The sequence below is a fragment of the Thalassoglobus polymorphus genome, assembly GCF_007744255.1.
Classification (GTDB): Bacteria; Planctomycetota; Planctomycetia; order Planctomycetales; family Planctomycetaceae; genus Thalassoglobus; species Thalassoglobus polymorphus.
Genome location: NZ_CP036267.1, coordinates 4,556,946 through 4,580,585, shown reverse-complemented (window position 1 = coordinate 4,580,585; position 23,640 = coordinate 4,556,946). Strand labels below are relative to the sequence as shown.

The 23,640-nt window shown below is 49.6% G+C and carries 15 protein-coding genes; 6 read left to right on the top strand and 9 right to left on the bottom strand.

The genetic code is table 11. From position 1 onward, the window contains the following. Positions 1-227: 227 nt before the first annotated feature. Entirely contained in the window at positions 228-2,306 is a 2,079-nt protein-coding gene (locus Mal48_RS16480) for an FAD-dependent oxidoreductase (RefSeq protein WP_145201973.1), read from the top strand. Between the two features lie 207 nt (positions 2,307-2,513). Continuing rightward, the gene (locus Mal48_RS16475; protein WP_145201970.1) at positions 2,514-4,469 is read left to right on the top strand and encodes an ATP-dependent nuclease; all 1,956 of its coding nucleotides are present in this window, start codon (positions 2,514-2,516) and stop codon (positions 4,467-4,469) included. Between the two features lie 883 nt (positions 4,470-5,352). On the opposite strand, the gene Mal48_RS16470 is transcribed toward Mal48_RS16475, so the two are convergent. The 6 genes from Mal48_RS16470 to Mal48_RS16445 all read right to left on the bottom strand — a co-directional run bounded on the left by Mal48_RS16470 (position 5,353) and on the right by Mal48_RS16445 (position 12,215). After that, positions 5,353-6,150 (bottom strand): HEAT repeat domain-containing protein, encoded by a 798-nt coding sequence (locus Mal48_RS16470; protein ID WP_145201967.1) that lies wholly within the window; start codon positions 6,148-6,150, stop codon positions 5,353-5,355. Positions 6,151-6,247: 97 nt separating this feature from the next. Then, positions 6,248-7,180: an alpha/beta hydrolase gene (locus Mal48_RS16465; protein WP_197441765.1), complete on the bottom strand. Its 933-nt coding sequence runs from the start codon at positions 7,178-7,180 to the stop codon at positions 6,248-6,250. A gap of 16 nt (positions 7,181-7,196) precedes the next feature. Further along, a complete protein-coding gene (locus tag Mal48_RS16460; RefSeq protein WP_145201961.1) occupies positions 7,197-7,910 on the bottom strand; it encodes a dual specificity protein phosphatase family protein in 714 nt (237 codons plus the stop codon). Between the two features lie 79 nt (positions 7,911-7,989). After that, on the bottom strand, positions 7,990-8,904 hold the full coding sequence (locus Mal48_RS16455; protein ID WP_145201958.1) for a WD40 repeat domain-containing protein: 915 nt from the start codon (positions 8,902-8,904) through the stop codon (positions 7,990-7,992). A gap of 3 nt (positions 8,905-8,907) precedes the next feature. Next, positions 8,908-10,536, bottom strand: coding sequence for a S41 family peptidase (locus Mal48_RS16450; protein ID WP_145201955.1), 1,629 nt, complete (start codon positions 10,534-10,536; stop codon positions 8,908-8,910). An 890-nt stretch (positions 10,537-11,426) separates the two neighbouring features. Beyond that, the gene (locus tag Mal48_RS16445; protein ID WP_145201952.1) at positions 11,427-12,215 is read right to left on the bottom strand and encodes an SDR family oxidoreductase; all 789 of its coding nucleotides are present in this window, start codon (positions 12,213-12,215) and stop codon (positions 11,427-11,429) included. Between the two features lie 155 nt (positions 12,216-12,370). Here Mal48_RS16445 and Mal48_RS16440 point away from each other — a divergent pair, with 155 nt between their 5' ends. Beyond that, positions 12,371-15,100, top strand: coding sequence for a tetratricopeptide repeat protein (locus tag Mal48_RS16440; protein WP_145201949.1), 2,730 nt, complete (start codon positions 12,371-12,373; stop codon positions 15,098-15,100). A gap of 156 nt (positions 15,101-15,256) precedes the next feature. Then, complete coding sequence (hemB, locus tag Mal48_RS16435) at positions 15,257-16,243, top strand: porphobilinogen synthase (protein WP_145201946.1); 987 nt, start codon at positions 15,257-15,259, stop codon at positions 16,241-16,243. A gap of 346 nt (positions 16,244-16,589) precedes the next feature. Here hemB and Mal48_RS16430 read toward each other — a convergent pair whose 3' ends face one another. Next, complete coding sequence (locus tag Mal48_RS16430) at positions 16,590-17,858, bottom strand: PP2C family protein-serine/threonine phosphatase (RefSeq protein ID WP_145201943.1); 1,269 nt, start codon at positions 17,856-17,858, stop codon at positions 16,590-16,592. A 543-nt stretch (positions 17,859-18,401) separates the two neighbouring features. Between Mal48_RS16430 and Mal48_RS16425 the strand changes: the two genes are divergently transcribed. Then, positions 18,402-19,388: a hypothetical protein gene (locus Mal48_RS16425; protein ID WP_145201940.1), complete on the top strand. Its 987-nt coding sequence runs from the start codon at positions 18,402-18,404 to the stop codon at positions 19,386-19,388. 265 nt (positions 19,389-19,653) lie between these two features. Further along, positions 19,654-21,354 carry a GntP family permease gene (locus Mal48_RS16420; protein WP_145201938.1) on the top strand — a complete coding sequence of 567 codons (1,701 nt, stop codon included), beginning with the start codon at positions 19,654-19,656 and terminating at the stop codon, positions 21,352-21,354. A gap of 12 nt (positions 21,355-21,366) precedes the next feature. Here Mal48_RS16420 and Mal48_RS16415 read toward each other — a convergent pair whose 3' ends face one another. Beyond that, the gene (locus Mal48_RS16415; protein WP_145201936.1) at positions 21,367-22,530 is read right to left on the bottom strand and encodes a hypothetical protein; all 1,164 of its coding nucleotides are present in this window, start codon (positions 22,528-22,530) and stop codon (positions 21,367-21,369) included. Beyond that, complete coding sequence (locus Mal48_RS16410) at positions 22,527-23,429, bottom strand: hypothetical protein (RefSeq protein ID WP_145201933.1); 903 nt, start codon at positions 23,427-23,429, stop codon at positions 22,527-22,529. The genes Mal48_RS16415 and Mal48_RS16410 overlap by 4 nt, the downstream gene beginning before the upstream one ends. Positions 23,430-23,640: the final 211 nt, after the last annotated feature.

Here is a 23,640-nt window from a genome sequence, read left to right as displayed (position 1 = left end):
TAACAGTGTTGCCGGCAGGGCAAGTCGAATCTGAAAAATATTCTTCGCTGCTACCCATCGCGAGGTCGTCCCTTGTTTAACTATTGTCATCTGTGAAAATGAATTGCCACATTACGAAATCGATTTGGTGCGACTGTTGAACGATGTCGCTTTCACCTTTCAATTTCGATTCGATGGCCCAACCATTTCTGTATAGAACTTCACGACCAAAGTTACGGAAACCTCCGATGCTCTTGAAAATGATTGCTTCTCTTTCCCTGTGTCTGATCGCGATTCCAACTCTCGCGAACGACTATGATGTCGTTGTTTATGGTGGAACTTCTGCTGGAGTGACCGCAGCCGTTCAAGTGAAGAAGTTGAGGAAGAGCGTTGTGATTGTCTGCCCAGATACTCATTTGGGTGGTCTCTCGTCCGGTGGACTCGGCTGGACCGACACTGGGAACAAAGCGGTCATTGGAGGTTTGTCGCGCGAGTTCTATCATCGTGTCTGGAAGAAGTATCAGGACAACGATGCCTGGAAATGGCAGAAGCGAGAAGAGTACGGAAACAAAGGACAGGGAACCGCTGCCATCGACGGAACGCAGCGGACGATGTGGATTTTTGAACCGCACATTGCAGAAGCTGTCTTCGAGGATTTCATTAAGGATTACGATATCCCAGTCCTCCGCGATGAATGGCTTGATCGTGAATCTGGTGTCACGCTGAAAGAGGGACGCATCACCTCGATCAAGATGCTTAGCGGGAAAACTTTTCGCGGGAAGATGTTTATCGATGCCACCTACGAAGGGGACCTGTTGGCGACTGCGAATGTCGACTATCACGTCGGTCGGGAGTCGACAGAGACCTACGGCGAGAAATGGAATGGCATTCAAACCGGAGTTCTCCATCATGGTCACTGGTTCAAGAAGCCAGTTGATCCTTATGTCGTCAAAGGTGATCCCTCTTCCGGATTGCTCCCAAGAATCAGTGCAGAAGATCCCGGAGTCAAAGGAGCAGGGGACCATCGGGTGCAGGCATATTGTTTTCGAATGTGTTTAACGAATCATCCAGCGAATCGCATCCCGTTTCCCAAGCCGGATGGATACGACGAAAAGCAGTACGAATTGTTAGTACGAGTCTTTGAATCAGGCTGGCGCGAAACCTTTCGGAAATTCGATCCCATTCCAAACAAGAAGACCGACACCAACAACCACGGCCCCTTCAGCACCGACAACATCGGGTATAACTACGATTACCCGGACGGAAGCTACGAGCGGCGAAAAGAGATCATCGCAGAGCACGAAACTTACCAGAAAGGGCTGATGTACTTCCTTGCGAATGATCCGCGCGTGCCTGAAGAAGTTCGAAAGGAAATGTCCACCTGGGGCCTGCCGAAAGATGAGTTTCAAGACAACGGGAACTGGCCCCATCAAATCTATGTTCGTGAAGCACGCAGAATGATCGGCAAATATGTGATGACCGAGCAAGACTGCCTGCATCAGCGAACGACTCCCGAACCGGTCGGAATGGGGTCCTATACGATGGATTCCCACAACGTGCAGCGATACGTCAAACCAGATGGTTTTGTGCAAAACGAAGGCGACATCGGCGTCGGAACCCCGCCATATCAAATCTCGTACGGGTCACTGGTCCCGAAAGAAGAGCAGTGTGAAAACCTCCTCGTGCCGGTTTGCATCAGCAGTTCGCATATCGCGTTTGGATCAATTCGTATGGAACCGGTCTTCATGATTCTTGGTCAATCGGCAGCCACAGCCGCGTCGCAGGCCATCGATAACAATGTGAGCGTGCAAGACGTCAGTTACGAGACTCTTCGAAAACAGCTCGAGAAAGATGGTCAAGTCCTGGAATACGACGGCCCTGTTCGTGGCGGTCACCGAAACGGTGTGAGCAAAAAATCTCTGAAAGGAATCGTTATCGATACCGATGACCTTGAGCAACTTGAAGGCTGGAAGCCGAGCACCTCTGTCGGAGCATTTGTCGGAAGCAGCTACTTGCATGACGACAATGAAAGAAAAGGAAATCTGCAGGTTCAATTCAAGGTCGACCTCCCCAAACCGGGGCGCTACGAAGTCCGCCTCAGCTACGCTGCCAGTTCCAACCGGGCCAGCAACGTCCCTGTCACCATTCGAGAAACAGGGAATCCCGTGACGGTTACTGTCAACCAAAAGAAACCGGCCGAGCACGATGAACTCTTCACCACCCTGGGAACGTTCGACTTCGAAGAGCAGGCAGTGATCACCATTTCCAACAAAGGCACAAACGGCCACGTCATTGCTGACGCGGTACAATTGATCTTTAAGGAATGACACACGTTAAGAACAAGGATCATGAAGCACGAGGAATGACCTCTTCGAGCAATTGGGGGGCAGGACCTGTTTTGGATGCTGTTTGCCAGTGAATCACATTCCGCCTGCAACAATGTCCGCACTACTTCGCGCCAAATTAGTCGTTGCGTCAGGGACAGTCGCTACTGTCCCTTGGGGAACTCCAGGTAGATATAAGAAGGAATAAACATGAGATTGCAAAAAGCACGCATAGAAGGGTATCGCTCAATTCGCAAACCCCTGGAGTTTGTCGTCGAGCCAAGCGTAACAGTAATCGTTGGTCCGAACGATCATGGTAAATCCAATTTATTGAAATCACTTCTGCATCTAAATAGCAGCAATGATTTCGATCAAGACGATCTAAACTGGGACAGCGAGTCTAAAAGTGATGAATTACCTTCGGTAGTAGGAACAGTTGAGCTGGATTCAAAAAGTAAGGGATTTTTGATCGACATTGAGAATCGAGCGAGAAAAAAGATCAATGAGAAAATTAATGAGAGAGATTCCGATATTGAAGATGATGAATTAGAACAAGAGCAAATTGTACCAGAAAATGCTACTTCATCCCCAGAAGGCGGAGCTCCAGCAACTCCGCCTCAGCCACCCGCCCCAACAACGACTGAAAGTGATTTTGAAGACTTACCTGAGGAGCCATTAGACCTTTTGGAAGCTGATCACATTCCCGACACAATTACACTTTCTCGAATTGGTTTGTTTGGCGAATTAGAAATTGAAGGATTGGAGGAATTTCAAGATGAAGTCCAGAATGAGTTCTTTGATTACTTACCAAGGTTTGAACTCATTGAGCCGATCACGAAACTTTCAGATAGCGTGACTGCTGAAGAGCTTAAAGGTGACGAAAACGAATTCATGAGAGGAATCTTTTATTACGCAGGGATCAATCCAAATGATGCGACCACTTTGTTTAAGCAGAATGATCGAACTCAAATGCAGGTATCGCAGGCTTCTGACGTCTTGAACGAGACTCTGAAACAAAGTTGGTCGCAAGGACAAGATTTGCAATTCCGACTTACTCACGACTCAAAAGAAGATCGAATCGATCTGCAAATTCAAGATCCCTCAGTAGCGAGTCGATATGTGCGTGCATCCCGGCGTAGCAGTGGATTTACTCATTATTTCTCATTAAAGACCATTCTTCATTCTAGGCAAAAAGACCATCCCGCCAATTCCTACATTCTGCTCTTTGATGAGCCTGGATTGTTTTTGCATCTATCAGGTCAATATGACCTCTTACAGGTATTGGAAGCTCTTTCTCGCGAGAGTCAGGTTCTTTATGTGACTCATTCACTTTTCATGATTAACAAGACGTTTCCGACTCGTCATCGACTAATCATGAAGAGCGAAGAAGGGACCACGATCAACGGAAAACCTTACACGGGAAGATGGCAATCCGTTCTTAATGCACTTGGATTGAGTTTGACTGGCTCTATATTGTTTGCAAATCATGTACTTTTGACGGAAGGGGATTCAGACCCAATCTACATTTACGCGATTGTCCAGAAGGCTGTGCTTGCAGGTAAGGTTGACATGGAGATCAATTCGTTAGCCGTCATGTCAACATCGGAATCGAAAAATACAGACACTCTGTTGCGACTTCTACTCGAAACAGAACCTGTTCCTAAAATTGCAGTAGTTTGTGATGGGGACAAAGGAGGGAAAGATCGAATTAAATTTATCTCTAATGTCCTGAAGGACAAAGAGATACCAAGCAAAACTTTAACGACCGACACTTCTATCGAAGACCATGTTCCAATGATAAAGGAAATATATGTACCTGCTGTTGCAGCTTTCGTAGTAAAGGTACTTTCGTTTCTGGGAGAAACGCCACCCAATGAAGAGTCTTTGAAGGATAAGCTTTTGGAAGATTTTAATGACAAATTTGATAAAGAAGATACAGTCGTTGAAATCTCGAAGTGGACCAATGATGTTGCAGTCAGAATTGGCGGATTAAAAAAGAAACCTTCCAAAGTAGGAATTGCGAGGGAGTACGCAACACGATTGATCGATATTGATAATCGTGAATTCAAGTTTGGAAGGCGTGGTAAGGCACTTATCGAATGGTTGCAGAAAGAACTGTCGATTCCTACAACTCATGAAGTTAAAGAATCTATTATGAATGAATGATTTCTAAAATTTCTCAGCCAGAAATTTGCTGTTCCCGCATTAAGTTTAGTGCCTTCGGAATCACAGTACGGGTGGCACGCTCAGCACGTAACGGAGAGGAGTAATGGGCGTGGTGAGTGTAGAGTTGGGAGGGATTTTTTAGTGAAGTAGATCAGGCTCTTTTCGCCCGATGCAACTTGAAGGTTGTCTAATAAATCTATGATCATCTTTCAGAGCGATAAGAGCAAGGTCGATCACAGGCTGTGCCCAATCTTGTTCTGGTAGGTGGGGCACGATCAGGAACATCATGGTCCGCATAGCAGACCCTACTGCAAATGATCATCTCTAACTCGATAAACCACTTGAAGTCCAAGACAGTTGCTAATTTCGGTTTTTTGTAAAATCTAAGCTGTCGGTCTGGTAAATCGGCGTACAAGATAACCAATTCCATAGACTGCCCCCGTAGTGCACATTAGCGCCGACCCTGGATCTACAATCAGTGGAACCCACCAGATTTGTTGCAATAGTACAGCTGGTGCCAACAACATGCCGATGACGCCGAGAAGCCCAATTACCAGAGGAACACATGAATATCCGCTGGCGGTTTTATCCGAACGCATCCGACGGATAGCGAGGAAAATCGCGTTCCATTGTGCAAGAGATCCAATTAGCGAGAGACCGATTAGCAATCCGGCAATACACCAAGATAAAATGAACATTGTGGTTGTCTAGAACACTTTCGTGTTTTCTGTGTCCGCGAAGAATGCTGTTCATGTGATGAAGCACTTATCTCCACGAGACAGGACTGCTACACCTTTATCAAAACTGTTTTAGTGACGGTAAGGCAGGGACCTCGTCACTCCTTTCTCTTTTGTTTTGTGTTGGGGAGCTTGAAGGATAGGACTCAATCGTCTGCGAAAGGATCGACTTCGGAATCTTCGGCTTCGAAGCTGAGGGCGAGCAGTGCTTCGTGGGCGGTTTTGCGGACGCCTTCGTCTTCGTCGTTGTCAGCTGCGTGCTTGAGAAGCTCGTGGATGTTCTCTGGTCGAAGCGATCCCAAAGCTTCCGAGGAAGCTGCTCGGACGCGATTCTTCTCGTCATTGTGAAGGCGGTCTGTGAGTGCCTCAACTGCGTCTGCCTTGCCTAAGTCTCCGAGGCTTTTGGCAGCCCACATTCGTTCTAACCATTCCTCAGACTGTAACATTTCTAACAGCGGAGCAAGTGCGCGTTCGTTTTGGGATTGACCAAGTAACCTGGCTGCGGGAGAGCGAGTGAGTGGATCGGAATGGGCGAGCGTTTCGAGAAGGGCGTCGATGCCGGCTGTTCCGAGATGAGAAAGACGCTTCAGCAGCGAACGCTCAGCGACGTTTCGGACTTTGTTAATGTCGTCAGCTAACATCTCGATGAGCCAGAGGATCGTGGAGTCTGAACGATCTTCGCCCAAGCCAGCGGTCGCCAGTCGACGCAGAATCGGATCTTCGCTGCCGAGGAATTGCTTGAGTCGACTTCGACACTCCTCTGTTGAGCAACGCCCCAACGTCATGGCTGCTTCTACGCGTACAACTTCTGCACGTTGAGGATCAACGACAATCCTGACAACGTTTTCGATCAGTTCGTCAGTGGCGTCAGCGTCGATTTGTTTGAGACGGTTGCGTACGTCTTCAATCGAGCCTTCGAGGAGTTCATCTGGTGTGAAATTCATTTCAATTATTTCGAGCAGGTTGCTCTACCATTGATCCGTGAAAAGCGTATCTCGTTGTGTCGAGTACGCCATTTCACGAGACTGAGTTCAAACTTTGTTATTCAGGGCGATTCAACCCGCCGCTTTGACGGAAGCTTTCAACATGAAAGCTCATGATGTCGTCGCCAATCTTCTCGTACATTTTTTGTGAGCTGTGAGGGATGTCAGGAACGATGACAAATTCGTGGTCGATCTCCAAGCTCTTCATGTGCTCTGACCATTCTTGATTGGCCTCAAAATTGAAGTCTTCAGTTCCGACAGCGACCAGAATTCGCAGCTTCGGAGCGTTCTTCTTTTCTGCGTATTTTTTGGCGAGATCCCAAGTGTTATTCCAGGGAGGAGAGATCGTTAGATTTTTGCTTTCGGCTCCTTCACTTTCACTGATTCGCTTCTCGTGCTGATGGCCGCCACCCAATGGGGCGGCTGAGCAGAATAACTCGGGATGCTTGAACATGTCGCGACCTGCTCCCCGTCCACCCTGAGAGAACCCTTCGATGGCTCGGCCTTTACGATCTGCAATTGTGCGATATGTCGCATCGATGTGCTGAATCAATTCCAGAAACGCCTGCTCCCCTTTGAACTCTGCGTGATCATAGTGGCTGAGCTTTCCGCCGTTGGGGAAGACGTAGATCATCGGCGGAATTTTTCCATCTTTCATCGCCGGCTCAATGTATTTCACCATCGAGATATTCTTGGTCTCGCTACCGGGACGACCTCCGTGGAGCCAGTACACAACCGGGTATCGCTGATCGTCATTTTTCTTCTGGCTGTAGCCCGGCGGAAGTAAAATGCAGTACCCGACCTCTATGTCGTTCGCATCGCTGTGAAAAGTTGCGTGCTGGATTGCCTTCGAGGCATTCTTCGGCAGCGTGTTGACCCACTTGAAAGGGGCAGGTTTTTTGCGAGACTTTTTAGTCTGTTGAGCAAATGCAACTGACGCAAACAGCAAAACAAAAACGATTGCTGAAACAGTCTGGGTTCGACATCTCATAAGATTGAGCTCTGTGTTAAACATTGACCTCATCACTTGAATGCACATTCTCCCATTGCTGTTGAGCTGCACTCAAGGTCTTGAATTGTAACGACCCGAGTCGGACCAGTGGCCGCTTTGATTGAATGAATTGTAACGCGGACTCGACTGTCTGGAAATCACCACGGTAGAGGAGCAGAGCTGCTGCAAACAATCCTGTTCGACCATGCCCCTCCGCACAATGAATGTAAAGATTCCCCTGTAATTTCGATGCCGCTTTCACCCAATCACAGAGTTGATCACAGGTCGGAACGAAGCCGTCAAGAACCTGAAATGAATAGTATGACCGCGACCTCAGTTTTTCCGGCTCGTTAAATTCGCAAGTTAAGTCAATCACATGCTCGAAATAGTCAGGGCACTCTTGTCGCGTCAAACGCCGACCAATGAAGATATCATTTGTCAGTTGGTCGTATGCATTTTCACGCTTTACGAATCGCAACAAGTGCCAGGTCGACCAGGCGTAAGCGAGGTATGGAAGCAAAAGTAAAATGTTGAAAAACGAAATGGTCCCACGGGACGACTTTCCAAAAACCTTTGGTCCAGCTTTAAGATATCCAAAAGAAACGATTCCAAAACTTACTGCTGGACAAAAGAAGAACCAAAACTGAGTATCAATTGCGAGCAGGACAAACAGAAGCGATACCACTCCTAACAGGACACCGTATTTCGTTCCACGTTGCGAGGCCTGCATGTCATCGCTCACTTTCAGTCTGCGAATCTGAATCGCGTCAGGTCAATCCAGCGATTCATCCAACGATGATTCGCTGGGATTAAACGCCGCCCCAGTCGAGTCGGTAGACGCCTTGGTTCTGGAAACCGACGATCGCCCATTCGCCGAGTGGATCACAAATCAGGTCGACGATTTCATCTTCGACGGTGGTGGACCAAAGGAGTTCTCCATCGGCGTCGAGCCAGATCAGATTTCGTTCGACGGTCCCGGCTAAAAGTCGCTGAGGTTCGTAACTCACCGCGATATGGTTGACTGTCCCATCCAGCACATAAGATCCAATCGAGGCACCATCGCCGTCGTAGGCTTCGATGCCGTGACCGAAGCTGGCGAGATAAACGAGATCACCGTCTCCAGTGATTTGAATTCCGCCGACGTTCGACCAGTTTTTCTCTTGCCAGATTTCTGCACCGGACAAGTTGTGGCAGCAAATGAGTCCATGCTCTGCGGCTCCGAAGACGAGCGGTTCGCTGGCGCAGAACTGAAGGAAGGAGAGAGGGCGTATCGTTTCGAACTGCGCGATACGTCGCTTTCGTTCATTGAAGAAGACGTTTCTCCCGTTCGACATGCTGACAGCGACATGATGACCAAATGGGGAGATGGCAATCCCGAGTCCGATGTCGGGGAGGTTGATGCTGTGGACCGTTTTGAGTTCTCGGTCGAAGCGAACAATATTGTCTTCGCCTGCGATTGCAGCACCGTATCGACCGTCGTCGCTCCAGGCGAGCGCGAAGATTGAATCGTGAACACGATTCAACGTGGCAATTTTTCCAAGACGGTCGATGCGCGTGATCGTGTTTGATTCGTCGGTGATAAAAAGATCACCGCTTTCGCGTGCATACGCCAAAGCGGTGAGGGCTCCATCGGTCCCGACGGACCATTTCACTTGTGGCCCCAACCCTTTGCCTTTTAACCATTTCAGATTCGAGGCAGAGGCTGAGTCGCCAGAGTCATTCATTATTTAACGCTTCGTGTATTCCTGTGACGTGAAGAATTGCAGGGCTGCTTGCAAATCCGGGTCGTTCACCAAATCGACATCACCTAAGGGGCGATCTGTTGGTCCCGTTTCAACATGGATGTCTGGTTTGAGTCCTACTTTACCCCATGTGTCCCCGTTCGGCGAGTAGAACTTGGCAGTCGTCAGGCGAATACTTGTTCCAAAGCGGGCGCGGAAGATGGTTTGGACGCTCCACTTTCCAAATGATGTCCGGCCGACAATCTTTCCGCGATGATGATCACGAATGGTCCCCGCGATGATCTCGCTGGCACTGGCACTGTTTTCATCGATTAAGAGTAACAAGGGCATGTCCCAAGTTCCGGGAGCATGTGCCCGGAAAGCAGAGGATTGATTTGCAGCTCGTCCTCGAGTCGAAACGATGACCCCCTCGGAGATGAATCGGTCCGCGACTTCGACAGCGATGTTCAGCAGTCCGCCTGGGTTCTCACGCAAGTCCCAGATCAGCATTTTCATGCCTTGAGCGCTTAATTTGCGAAGAGCATCGTCCATCTCTTGAGTTGTGTTCTGTTGGAATCCTGTCATCTGGATGTAACCGATTCCGTTTTGCGAATCGATAATTTTCGCAACAGCGACACTTTTGATCTTCACTTCTCGTCTTACGCAACGAACTGAAAACGGCGCCGCGTTTTCTCGTTGAATCTTTAATTGCACCTGGCTACCAGCTGTTCCCGATAGCAGTGAAGCTGCTTCTTCAGTGGACATGTAGCGACAATCTTGACCGTCGACAGCTGTGATAACGTCGCCACGTTTCAAGCCTGCTTCGAAGGCTGGGCTGTCCGGGAGGACTTGTCCGAGGTTCATGCCGGCTCCAAGGTCAGCTTCCATGACAATTCCGATGCCGACAAATTTCCCTTCGATATTTCCAGTGAGGTCTTTGTCCTTTGTCGGTGTCAGGACACTGCTGTAATCATCCAGGCAATTGCAGGCCCCGAAAACGTATTCCATGATCACAGGTCCGCAATCAAGTCCGACTTCCGACTTACAGAGTTCGCAAACTTCGGTGACAACTTCCTGAGCAGAAAAACGATGGGGAACCCGTTTGTTCCAGTAGCCTTCATAGAGTTTTCGTCGTAAGCGTTCCACCTGTTCTGGGGAGACTCCTCTGAGATTCTCTTCGACGAATTTTTCGTTCCCCAAAGCAAGCCAGAGGCTTTCGGTTCCGTGGGCCACAATCGTGCTGACGCTAATCGGCTCAACATAGTATCCCTGAAGATTGACGATGACGTCGTCATACAGGCTCAGTGCCGCATCAAGCGACATCGGCTTGAGTGACATTTTGAAGCTATCGTCGAGATAGCGCCGATCGATGGAATAGTGGAATTGTGAGCGACGCAAGCCGAGCTTCAGGGCTTCATCGTCTTTCCACTTTTTGAGTGCTGCGCGATAAACGCGAATGGCTTCTCGCCAATTTCGATCTTGCTCCAGACTCATTCCGTCCTGCAATGCCGTTTGCTGATCGACAACTGTAACGTCGACAGCAATGGCAGAGGAACAAAACGAAAGTAGTAACGCAATGAACGTGAAGAGACGAACTTGAGATGCAAATCGGCGTTGAACGATGGTAAGTCCCATCGTGTCCCCCTTTGTTTTCGTGACCTCAACTCCCGCTGAGAATCACTCGACTGACATTAACTGCATCCGTGCGCAAATGAGGCCAGCACATTCCGGCCTCAGAACCGTTACTTCAACCTAGTTCACAATGCACTTTCAAGCAAAAAGGTTCAAGCCTCGAACTTGAATCAATTCGTCGAGAATTGTTGAGAAATCGAAACTACATCAGCTTCTACTGATATGGGCGAGGTTGCAACTCATACCAGTCAGGTAAACAAGCGAAACTGTACAAGCAGTTCGATCGGTAGAAGTCGAAAAACTACTCGCCGTAACCCATCTTAAACAGCAATACTATCGCGACAACCGTCAAAATCTCGTGATTGGAGTATCGATCGTGTCAGGAAATCCGAAGCTCTCGAAGAACGTGATTTGCTGAGCCAGAAGGCCTTTCTGGCTGATGCGGATGCTGCGGTTCTGTGGAACAAGTTCATTCTTTTTGTTTATGGCCGTCGCAAACCGGAGATACATCAACAATTACTTTCGTAACTTAAGCAGTTCGCAGAAGGCTCAGTTAGTGATCCAAAGCTGCCTCAGAGAGATTGAAATGAGAGGATGTTTCACTTCGGGCTTCAGCCTCTCTTTCGTCTCCGGAGGCTGCCCCTCCGAGTCTTTCGGTGAACTTTGAGAGCATTCACCGCGAGCGATTCGCCGGGGTTTTGGGACTGGTCATTGTCGGAGTTCAGAAGCAGACAATGCGGGGAGGGCAGAGCGATCCCTCACAGTTCCAGAGTCCCAAGTTAGTGTCCTGTTACGCAGAGCGTCTCTGCGATTCTGCTTGTTTTCAAAAGCAAAAGCCATGCTGGAAAGTGATTTCCAGCATGGCTGAAGAATGGTCTTTTAGATCCGTCAGATCAGATCGTCATCGCGTTGAATCCACCGTCTACGACGATGTTTGAGCCGGTCAGGAATCCGCCAGCTTGATTTGAAGCCATCAGCAGAATCGCTCCTTCAAGCTCTTTGGCCTCACCAAATCGATTCATTGGTGTATGTCGCATGATACTTTCAATGCGATCTGGTGTCAGAACCTTTCGGTTTTGCTCAGCTGGGAAGAATCCGGGAGAGATAGCATTCACACGGATATTGTTCGGAGCGAATTCGCGGGCGAGGTTTTCGGTGAGGTTCAGAACAGCCGCTTTACTTGCGGAATAAGTGAATACGCGAGAGAGTGGTTTGATTGAAGTGAGGGAAGCGACGTTGATGATGGAGCCATGAGTTCCTGCGTCCAGCATGTATTGCCCAAGAACCTGGCACGCAGAGCGTAGTCCAGTCAGGTTCACTTTGAAGATCCGGTCCCATTCTTCATCCGTGATCTCCATGAACGGAGTTGCAGAATTTGTACCTGCTCCGTTGACGAGAATATCGCATTCGCGATTCTGTGACTTCAATTCCTCAACAAGCTTTTCGAGGTCCGCTCTGTCGGTTGCGTCTGCCTGAAAAAACGTTGCACGGTCAGGCCAGCGATCGACAACTTCTTGTCCTGCTTCAGCATTCCGCCCAACGACATAGATGTGTGCCCCGGCTCCAGCAAGTGCATCGCAGATCGCTCCTCCCAGAACGCCTGTTCCGCCGATAATGACAGCAGTTTTTCCCTCCAGGCCAAACATTTGGGTCAGGTATTCAGTCGAGGACTTTGAACTCATTGATGATCTCTTGATTCGAAAAACAATATGGTAACAAGGCGAAAGATAGACGCAGCCTAGCGAATCGTCTCAGATTTCGCAGTCTTCTACGCAAAAACGAAATCATTTTCCGGAAACGATTGGATCGATTGCGTCTCATTCTCAAATTCGCGACGATGGGGCCATTATCTCACTCATGCAAGGCAACTTTCCTCCTGTTTGCACTCCAGAACGATCGCGAATCGGTCAAAGTGTTGCAAACGAGAGGCGTAATTCAGCATACCGCAGGCGAAATGATGTCCGACGAACTCGATCAAATCGAACAGCAACTTGAAGAACTCGACAAAAAATCTGAAGAGTGTTTTCAAAAGTGCCAAATCCGCTCTGCAGTTCGCATTGCGAAAGAGGCAACCCGTCTGGCGAAAACTCACGGACTCGCAGTGCATTACATGCGTGGATTGTTTGACCAAATGCGGTTTGGGCATGGACTCCTCGACCCTCAGGCAACCCGGGAAGCCTCGGTCGAGTTGGTCTTACTGCTCGAAAACGAAGAGCAGGCACGCCGAATTCAGCCGAATCTCGATGAAGGTCACTATCAGTGGCTCTGTTCCTGGATGTCAACATGTGCTTACGACAACCTCGCTGAGGCAACGGGAATGATGTCGGGCTTCAACTCTGAGGGGATGCACGAGTGCATCAATGAAGGGCTTCAGGTTTGTCGACAAACCGGGAAAATGGAATGCGTGAAATGTTTCCGCGAGTACGCTGCGGACGTCTATTTCGCTGCCGATGACCTTGAAATGGTCCGGCATCAGTGCGAGTCCCTGCTTGAGTACCGGAAAGATGGCTCAGACAATAAGGATCGCCGCTGGTCTGGTCATCATAAATTAGGAAAACTGTTGATCTTGGAAGGCCGGCTTGAGTTGGCGATTCAGGAGTTGAACAAAGCCTTCGAGCTGTCTGTCGCTGAAGATGTCTACTTGAAAACCCGTTCAAAACTCCTGGTGGCAGCGACTCTCGACGAAGCGTTGATGCTGGCAGGTAAACCGCGATTTGATTGGGGCAGTGTCGCAAGCGAGTTCCCCGAAGAGGGAGAGTGGTTGTATATCGAGCTTCGCCGCTCAATGTGTGACGCGTTGGAGAACGTGCTCTCTGGAAACTTTGATCAAGCGATTGAAACGCTCACCGAATGGGATCGCCGCCTCACAGAGCAGAATTGCCATAAAGACTGGTTTGAAGTCCGCTTGCGTCTGATCGCTGCGTATTTACTGAGCAATAATCAAAAGCGAGCTGAAGCACTCACCAAAGGTCTGGAAGCCAGTGCCAGCGAAGCACAAGATTTTCTGACACTCAGACGACTTGAACAACTCTTCAATGAAGAAACTGCGACCTCACCGGTCGCGGCGCTTCAGGAAAGTGGTAATGCGGCTGTCGATTCTTCCAGCCAAGCCGGGGAGGAATCAACTTCAGACAACGCAGAAAGTGGCGATGATTCGGACGATGCTGAAGCTGAAACACCGCTGGGGAACATCCTCGCAGAAATCATGCAAAGGCTAATGCTTGCTCCCGAGGATGAGACAGTCCGCGAACAGGTCCTTGAAGAGTTTCTCAGCTACACGCCCAGTCGGATTGAAGATCCCCGTGATGGAGCTTATCTCGTTCACTTGAGCCAGTTTGTTGTTCAAGGAACCGAGGATGCAACTAGAGTTTGGCCTTGGGCACTCCAAATTCTGGAAGCCTTCTTTGATGACCCCGTCACCGTGAGTGTCGTCGCAGCGATCGGAAACTATTTCCGACAGGCTGATCCCGGGGCATTCGAATCGATTACGGTTGAGCAATTAGAGGCCTGGTTCAAACGATCGACATCTCCCAAGGTGACTCACGCCAAAAACTTCTCCCGCGCGGGTGATTTCTACCTCGATGAAGGAAACCTGGGAGAAGCTGAACGCTGCTATTCTCGTGGATTCCGCTTGAAGCGAACCGAACCGACCGTCGTGCTTCCGTTGGCAGATGTGTATCGGCAGTCGGACCGACCACGCGATGCCTTGGCTGTGCTCGACTTGAGTTTGCGAGAGGGAGCTGATGATCAATCCATCGCCTGGGAAGCTGCTATGACAGCATTGCAGATTGAACAGTTTGATTCAGTGCTGACTTACATGGACAAATTCTTCGCCTTGGGAGAACCTCAAACTTGGGCTCACTACTATCGTGGCGTCGCCTTGATGCAACTCGGTCGACACGAAGAAAGTCTTCTGGCTATCGACGCGGAGAACGAATTTGATCCACCGGGAACATTCCATCTCTCTGCTATCAAACTTTGCAATCTGATCGCACTAGGACAAGATCAAGAGCAAATCGATTCCATCTTCACTGAAGTGCTTGATGAGCAACTCAGCGAAATCGACTACCTCTCGTTAAATGGACTCGTTCGGCTCTTCGGTCATATTTGGGAACACTCAAAACACTTACCTGCGAATCACCTGTTAAGGACAAAGCTCGAGCATCAACTCTTGGTTGCCGGGTTCCTACCCGACACCTATTTCGATGGGTTGCGAGAACAGATCGAAGAGACAAAAACTGTCAACTTCTTCAACGTCCAGATTCGTCAGCCTCTCAATGAAGCCTGGAAAGATTCTCGGGGATGCCTGTACGGGCAGGATGAATGGACCGAGTACCAGAGAGAATGGGGAGTCCTTGCGGAATCCGAAGAGGCCGCAACAAATTTTGTTCTTGCGTTCCAGTCTCGCTGTGAAGAGTTGCCAGCAGAAATTGTCGATGTCCACACTGACGAAGTCGACTACATCGACCGGCCAGGGGTTGTTTGGCAGGGAATGCATTGGACAACCGATGACCTGGCAGGCAATGAGTCTGATGACGAATCGGATGATGAATTGTTTGGAGCTTAGGCCGTTTTGGACACCGATTTGAAAAAACGATCGCTGCCTGCTTCAAGAGATTCCGCATCCAGAACTTGTCATGCACTTGAGGTGTAAGAATGTTCGGCTTAAGACCTCGTATTGGCAGATTGATTTTTTCGCTCAATTGAGAGAAGGCTAACTATCATGTTTCCGACAGTTCGTCCGCGCAGGCTTCGTCGTCATTCGAAACTTAGAGACCTCGTTCGCGAGACGACTCTTACTCCAAATGACTTGATTCTTCCGTTGTTCATCCGGCATGGAGAAGGCGAAGAAGTCCCGATCACGTCGATGCCCGGGCATCGACAACTCACTGTCGATAAACTCCCGCAGGAAATCAAAGAGATTGAAAGCCTGGGGATTCCCGGCGTCATTTTGTTCGGGATTCCTGAACACAAAGACGCTGTCGGTTCAGATGCTTACTCGGACGAGGGGATCATTCAACAGGCCGTCCGAGCCATCAAAGCGACTGGATCAGATTTACTCGTCATCACCGATGTCTGTTTTTGCGAATTTACAGACCACGGACACTGCGGCATTATCAATGACAAAACCGGGGTCATGGATGTCGATAACGACGCCACTCTGGAGATCCTGCAAAAGGAAGCTCTCAGCCACGCACAGGCAGGGGCTGATCTCATTGCCCCCAGTGGAATGATGGACGGCATGATCGCAGCCCTGCGAGAGGTGCTCGACGAGAACGATTTCTCACATCTTCCAATTATGAGTTACGCAGCCAAGTATAGCTCCGGTTTCTACGGTCCGTTTCGTGATGCTGCTGAAAGTACACCGCAGTTCGGTGACCGGGCGACATACCAAATGGACCCGGCAAACGGGAACGAAGCATTGCGCGAAGTCGATTTAGATGTCCTCGAAGGTGCAGACATCTTAATGGTCAAACCGGCGCTGAGTTATCTGGATATTATCCATCGAGTCAAAGAGGCTCATCCAGAGTTGCCACTGGCAGCCTATAACGTCAGCGGTGAATACTCGATGGTGAAAGCAGCTGCGGCGAATGGTTGGGTCGACGAACAACGAGTCGCACTGGAAATGCTCACCAGCATGAAGCGAGCCGGTGCCGATATGATCCTGACCTACTTCTCGAAAGATGCCGCACGTTGGTTAAGCGATTAAGATTTTTCGTGCATGTAGAGATCACTTTCGTAAATCCGTAGAATTACTCACTATGAGTCAGTACGCGGCCACCACATAGGACACGCTCTGATTGAGATTCGTTGGTGGGCAGTAAGATCAAAAAGTGTCTCTGGCTTTGTTTCCGATCACTGATTAGCTGACCCACAGATCACGTCGAGTTGTGAAGCAGAAGCGAGGGGGGGAGTTCTCTTTGCCCATTGAGACACGATTCCGGGACCGTTGCTTGAGCATCATTCGAATTGGTGTACAGGTTCTGCCTCGTGGCGAACAGCAATTTTTTTGATGAAACGCGTTCTTCACGGGCACACCGGTAGAGCAAACTCCTCTAATTCCCGCTGCGGATCGGGTGTTCGTCCATGATTTCCCCGATTGCGTTCGCAAAATTTCGGACGCCTCTCGAGTACCGTTTTTCCTGAACTGCTCGACCTGCTCCTTCAAGAGCGTTTTTGTGCTCCTTCCAGTTGACGGACCAGCCATCTTCCTGAGCTGCTCGACGCAGGTCGATTTCGATCGCAGAGAGAAGTTCACATAAGTTTTTCGAGTCGAGACAGACTGCCGTTCGGTGTGGCCTCAAAAATTTGGTGAGCTGAGAATCGTCTGCTGTCGAAGCCAGAAGTTCACGTTGTTTGCGATAGGCTCCAATCGCTAAAGCCAGAAATCCGAGGACCGCCACAACTGTGGTGATCGCTCCTTTGGTTGGATGGTTGAACAACAGCATCCACAAGCCTGATACGAGTGCAAGAGCGGCAATGGAAAACCCGATGAACCAGGACCAGTCCAAGTTGCTTGTGTCATCGATTTCTTCTTCAACATAAACCGGTTGGACATTTGCGGGGAGATCACCAACACGCGCGACGATGACTGTTGAATTGTCGGGGCCACCCCGGACGTTCGCAAGATGGATGAGCAACTTGGCGGCCCGGCTGGGTGAAAGCTCACGAGCAATCGCACCAATTTCTTCATCCGAAACCTGATTCGAGAGCCCATCAGTGCACAAAACAAATGTGTCTCCCGGGATCACGGGATAAGGCCCCTCGATATCGACTTCGACATTCTCTTCTGGACCGAGTGACCGCGTTATAATGTTGCGGTGTTTACTCATGTCCACCACACCGATCAGGGATTGGTTTCGTCGTTCCAGTTCCCATTCCAGGCTGTGGTCAAACGTCAGCTGGTCGATGCGGTCTCTTCGAACCCTGTAGGCGCGGCTGTCTCCGACGTGTGCGATCATTGCTCCCCGTGGACACAAGGTCAACGAAGTGCATGTCGTCCCCATGTGGAGAAAGTCTTCGTTCGTGCTTCCTCGCTGATAGATCGCCTCGTTTGCAGTGGTGACAGCTTCCTGAAGAGTGCTGCGCACGTCTTTTTCTGTTGTTTTGAAGAACGCGTGAGGCAAGGTTTCAATCGCGATTCGACTCGCGAGTTCCCCAACCGCGTGGCCACCCATGCCATCTGCCACGACGAATAAATGCCCCCGTTTTCGCCACTGCTCTTCGTCCTGGCAGAGCTGAAAGCACGCTGAATCCTCATTGTTCTTGCGACGCAAGCCAATATGGGTTTCAACAGCGACTTGAACTTTCTGCTCCCAAAACACTCAGGGAAGCCTTTCAATTTGACGCAAGACGATCCAGGTCGGTGGACTCTCTTTGCAGGTTTCTGGACGTTTTTTTGATTTTTGCATCGATTCTCGAAACTTTCAGTGACACCTTGCCCTCTACTCATCAATAAAGAATGACAATGACCAAGGGGAGTGAAATCGTCTCCTGGTAGTTCATGATTCCTGACTGACTTCAGCCCATTTGGGCCAACAGGACAACGAGTGCGTGGAGCACTTCAAGGCAAAATCTATCCAAATTCTACAGAACAATAACGCCAGAAGCGTCTGTCAGGCCCTGCAATCTGCTCATCAGGACATGAAATTCAGACAAGTTTCACCGCAGACACTATAAACAACCTAGGAACGATTTCCCATTGCCGAATCAAGATATGACTGTCAGGATCTTGTAAATTTGTGAATTGGCCTATTTACTGTCCGGCGAAAAAATCGTAGGCTATTGGAAGTTCCTGGAATAGAAGTTAACATCTTACAACTGAACGCGAACTGAGCTCGTGAAGCTGGAGCCTAAGGGAGACCAGAATGAGTCATTTTATTAAGAGCTTAACTTCTTTTCCGGTGGGACAGCGATCAGCGTCGACCGCTTGCAAATTTCAGACTGGCTTCAGCTTCTTGGCTGTGATCGGTTTTCTGTCTCTGTCCAGCTTGGCTCATGCGCAGTTTGTTGACGCAAAACCGGCTGCGACGGACTCGATTACGCCAAATGCTAAAGAGCTACCTACCTTAAAGTTTGAGCCATCAGTCCGCGTGATTCTCAAGTCCAAGTTGGGCGTGATCGTGCGAGGTCAAATGCTCTCATTGACTTCCGACTCCGCCTTGGTTGTCCCCGATCGATCTCGGTTTCGAAATCCTGGGGGAATCGATTATCTATTCGAAAAACTGGATTCGCTAAATCTCCCTGACGCCAATTTGAAATGGACACAAGGGGAAATCGCTGAAGAGTTCATGGTCAAGGTCTCGAAGTCTGAAGACGTCGCAATTGCAAACCTGACCCAATTTCACCTCGCACTCGAGGAGAAATCTCCGAAGCCTCCAATGCCCGAAACGGAGCCTGAGGGCGATGAGAAAATTATGGTGATGCAACCAGCAAAACCGAGCAACGCTGGCGAGCCGACAGTGACGATCATTTGCGGAAACTGCATGAAGAAAGTTTCACTGACAAGCAAATCCGGTCAGGAATGCCCCCACTGTGGAATCTTGTGGGACAATTCTCCGGTCAATAAATCTGACTTCATGCCTGTCGAAGAGCCTGGGATCGCGATGACCGATTCCACAAATATCAACGATGCCGTTCAAGGGAATGGTGCCGATGTGCAGAATTTGCGTCAGCCTGCGATCGGTCGGGCACCAGTTGCTCAAGCTGGACAACCTGTCGCTGTCCCTCCACCAATTCAGTCGCAAGCGCAGCCTGTTGAACTGACAATGGAAAATCTTCCAATCTGGATGAAGGTCTCAATCTTCTTTGTCTGCTTTGGAATTATGTACTATGCATTCTTCCACGTCCGTTAGGAACGCTTGAGCAACTTTGAAGATTGCTGTTCCCAGCCGTCATTGTGAAGGGCAAGCATTAACAGCGCTTCCGAACCGATGTGAAGTTTCATCCGAGTCAGGGTGAGGCTTCCGAGAGATCATCGTGCGTATGATGTCATCGTCTCCCTTGCTGAGAATGATCTCTCGTTCATCACAGTGTGACTCTCTCGTTTTACAATATACTGTGACTCGCTACGATGACCTCTTTATCAACAATCATTGATACCACAAAGAGCGGCATCGTATGGATTCGACTTGGGGATTGATCTTCATCCTGCTTGCAGGAATCGTAGTTGTTGTTGGATCGATATTGGCGATGCGGCTGCACGCTTTCTTAGCTTTAATTTCTGCCGCATTTATCGTCGCGTTGTTAACGCCATCAACTGCGCTTCAGCGATACCACGTCACGAGTGCTTCATTTCCGGTTGACGTCCAAGCCGATTCTCAAACTGTCACTCTCCATGCGGGTGAGAAGCAGGGCGTTTCGCCGGACATGCGGTATCTTTTGATTTCCAGAGAGTCCGATTCAAAATCGTTCCAGCAAGTGGGTCAGCTTCGGATAACGAAGTGGATCGACGGAGACTCCCCTGGTGAACAATGGTCACAAGCAGAGATTGTCTCAAAAGACGAACAAGTCGCCTTGGCCCCCACTCTGGGGACATACCGCGCAATTCATTCACTGGAAATGAAATCGGCCTTAAAAGCATCCAATGCGACCATCGGAGCGCGCGTTTCCGGCGGGTTTGGTGGAACTTGCGTTAAGATCGGAATCTTGATTGCCATGGCTGCGATCATTGGAAAGTGCTTGCTTGATAGCGGAGCTGCCGATCGGATTGTGCGAACGACACTCAGCTGGTTCGGCGAAAGGGCGGCCCCGGCAGCCTTTATGGTGAGCGGTTTCTTCCTCGGCATCCCTGTTTTTTTCGACACTGTTTTCTATCTGATGATTCCGCTAGGGAAAGCGATGCGCCTTCGCACTGGGGGGAATTACATCCTTTACGTGCTGACAATCGTTTGCGGAGCCACCATGGCCCATTCGCTCGTCCCGCCCACTCCGGGACCGCTGCTGGTCGCTGAGGAACTCGGCGTTGATTTGGGTGTCATGATTCTTGGAGGAGCAATTGTTGGTTTATTCGCAGCTGGGTTTGGCTATCTCTATGCAACTTTGTTGAATCGCAGAGTGGAGCTCCCGTTGCGAGAGTCAGCCGATTTCTCTCTTGCCGATCTGGAAGAATCGATGCAAATCGATGAGAGCGAACTCCCATCATTTGGGATCGCGTGCTTGCCAATTGTGTTGCCAGTCCTATTGATTTCGTTGCAAACCATTGTGAGCTACCCAGGTTTTCCGATCGACTTGAGTCCGGGCGTCAAGAGAACAATCGCGACGCTGGGAGATAAGAACGTCGCCTTGATCCTTTCCGCCATAGTTGCGATGGCAACTTTGATTCGGCAGAAGAAACGATCATTCGCTGAACTGTCGACCTCTGTTCAGTCTGCATTGGCGAGCGGGGGCGTCATCATTCTCATCACAGCTGCGGGAGGAGCATTTGGACAAGTGCTGCGTCAAACTGGAGTTGCCGAGCTGATTCAAAATCTCCCGGAAGCGTCCCCACAAATCATCTGTATTCTTGCATTTCTGATTACTACTGCAATTCGAACCGCACAAGGTTCCGCATCAGTTGCGATGATTACCGCAGCCGGAATTCTTTCCGGAATCGCGAGAGACGGGAACTTGCCGTTTGAGACATTTTATCTTGCTGCCGCGATTGGCTGTGGATCGAAGCCGATTTCCTGGATGAATGACAGCGGATTTTGGGTCATTACCAAAATGAGCGGGATGACCGAGGCCGAGGGATTGAAATACATCACACCGATGACAGCCTGTATGGGACTGGTCGGTTTGATCGTCGTATTAATCGGTGTCACGATCTATCCCGTCTTTTGATGACGGCTTGTCTCACAGATTTTTGAGTCGATCCATGTGATACGCCAATCGCTCTTCGCTCGTCATCTTTGCAAAGTCAACCGGGCTCGATGTTGCCTGCGAATGGCTTGGCTGGTTCGAAGAGTCGCCAGAAGTCGGCGTTTCGCCACCGTAACTCATCACACCTGCAGTTTCCTGCATATCTTGGTCGAGCGGTCGGTGTGGACGGATCGAAAGTTTCTCTAAAACTGAATGGTATGCCCGGACAGCCTCTTCTGGTGAAATGACCCCGTCCACGATGTGTCTTAGGAATTCGATGAATGCGAGTTGGTTCTCGGCATTGTTGATTTTACGACCATAGAGGGCGACGCGAGCACCGTGTTTGTGGGCATCGTGAATCATTTGAAATGCGTCACGCGTTGTCCCGGATGATCCACCGAGAATTCCGACGATTAAATGCGGATCGTAGGCAACGAGTTCTTCGAGAGCTTCTGGGCCAGGGTAGGGGATTTTCAAAAAGATCGGACGCCCCGCAGTTGCAACCCCAGCGAGCGTTCGTGCAATCACATCATTAATGAAGTACGGAACGGTTTCAGCCGTCACAGCCTCTTGGATGTTTGGATGAAAAACTTCTAGAAAATGCCGAAAGCCTTTTCGTTCAGCTTCTGCACGGAACTCGTTGTAAGCATTAAGAGTTGCCAGATCGATTGTGCGGTCATTATTGAACGTCACCGAGTACAATCCTAGATCGGCTCCTGCCGCCCGCTCGCCCGGTTCACAATCGAGATGCCCGCATTGAGCGTGGTCGAGCTGGGCTGTTCGAAATGGATAAGCTGGCTCAGAAGGGATATCACTGCCTCGAAAGGCGAAAATGTCAGAGGCGTCGTTTGCGCGGATTGCGGGAGTGATATGTGAGTTCTCGAAGAGGCGTTCTTCGAGGCACAGCTTTTCGCTGGTGCTGGCAGACATTAATACAATGTCGACAACGCCTTGCCGGATCACCTGGCGAATTTGCTCGCGATATTCAGCGAGAGTTTTGAATCGACATTCGCCTTCATTACTCCCGCAGATTTCTCCGGGAGCGGCCATCCCGAAAGCCATGTCGGCATCTTTGGCATCAGCGATAATGAATTCTTTGCAGCCAGTAGGATCTCGATGGATCGCGGCCAGTTTTTGATCAAGTGATTTTACAGTCATGCTGAAGTATCCAGAGTGTTGATCTGCTGATTCAGTCGTTCGTCAATCCAGATCGGATCAACGAAACGTCGCAATAACCAATATAGTGTATGGCGTAAACGTTCTTCTGTCTGTTCTCGTTTATCAGAAGACGCCTCATCTTCCCAGACGAATCCTTCTGTTCCGAGGCGAACGCACCATTTCTCTTTGACAGCTGTCTGGTTGATGCGGTCTTGAATTCGAATCGACCAAACTATTCCAAATGCGTCACGGAAATCAAACCACACCTTATCGAATCTTGATTCATCAGGAGAAGGCCGAATCGACTGTCGAAATCCATGCAGCACTGCAAACCCGCAAAAGAGGGATGCAAAACCTCGAAGTCGCGTGACCGAGTCATGATCTCCCAGATAGGAATTCGAGATCGGCCACAATGAGAGCATCACAGCCACTCCAACAAAGAACGCGCTCGCTCCGTACCTCGACCCCATGTAGTTTCCAATTCCCATCACCAGGACGAGTACGAATCCTATATAGACCGGAGCCTGAATCTTTAAGGCAACCAGATCCGGGTAACGAACGAGAACCGTCACCGCTGGCCAACCGAGTACAGCGATGAGAGGTAAGATAATGAACCAGTTCCAAACTCGTGAAGTGGGTCTCTTCGCACCGAGTACCGAGATCAAAGGACAACAGGCCAGGATTGCCGACCAGTACCACGCCTGATCTTGCCAGGCTGGGGCGACTTGAAGTCTGCTGAGGCTGGAAATGGTTGCGAGAGTCCAAAAGAAGATTGCAAAAATCCCCCAAAGAAATGCCGGAGAGAGAACTGCAATTGAGTTCGATTTGAACGAAGCGTAGGAAACACCTATCGCACCGCATAATAATAGCAGTGAAACGAAAATAATGAGGTCATTCAACGTAAAACCGTCCCCTGATTTTCTATTCTTCATGACACGTAAATACATGCAGAATAATGGATTAGATCCATTCTCCAAAGCTCAGCCCCCGTTACCTTCCGCATAATCGATACTCCCGGAACCGCCTTGGGGGATAGTGTCACTTTTCTTGAAGTGCAACTCGTCTGAAATTCTCCGGAAGCCGAATTTAAAGGTTAGTGGACCAAAACAT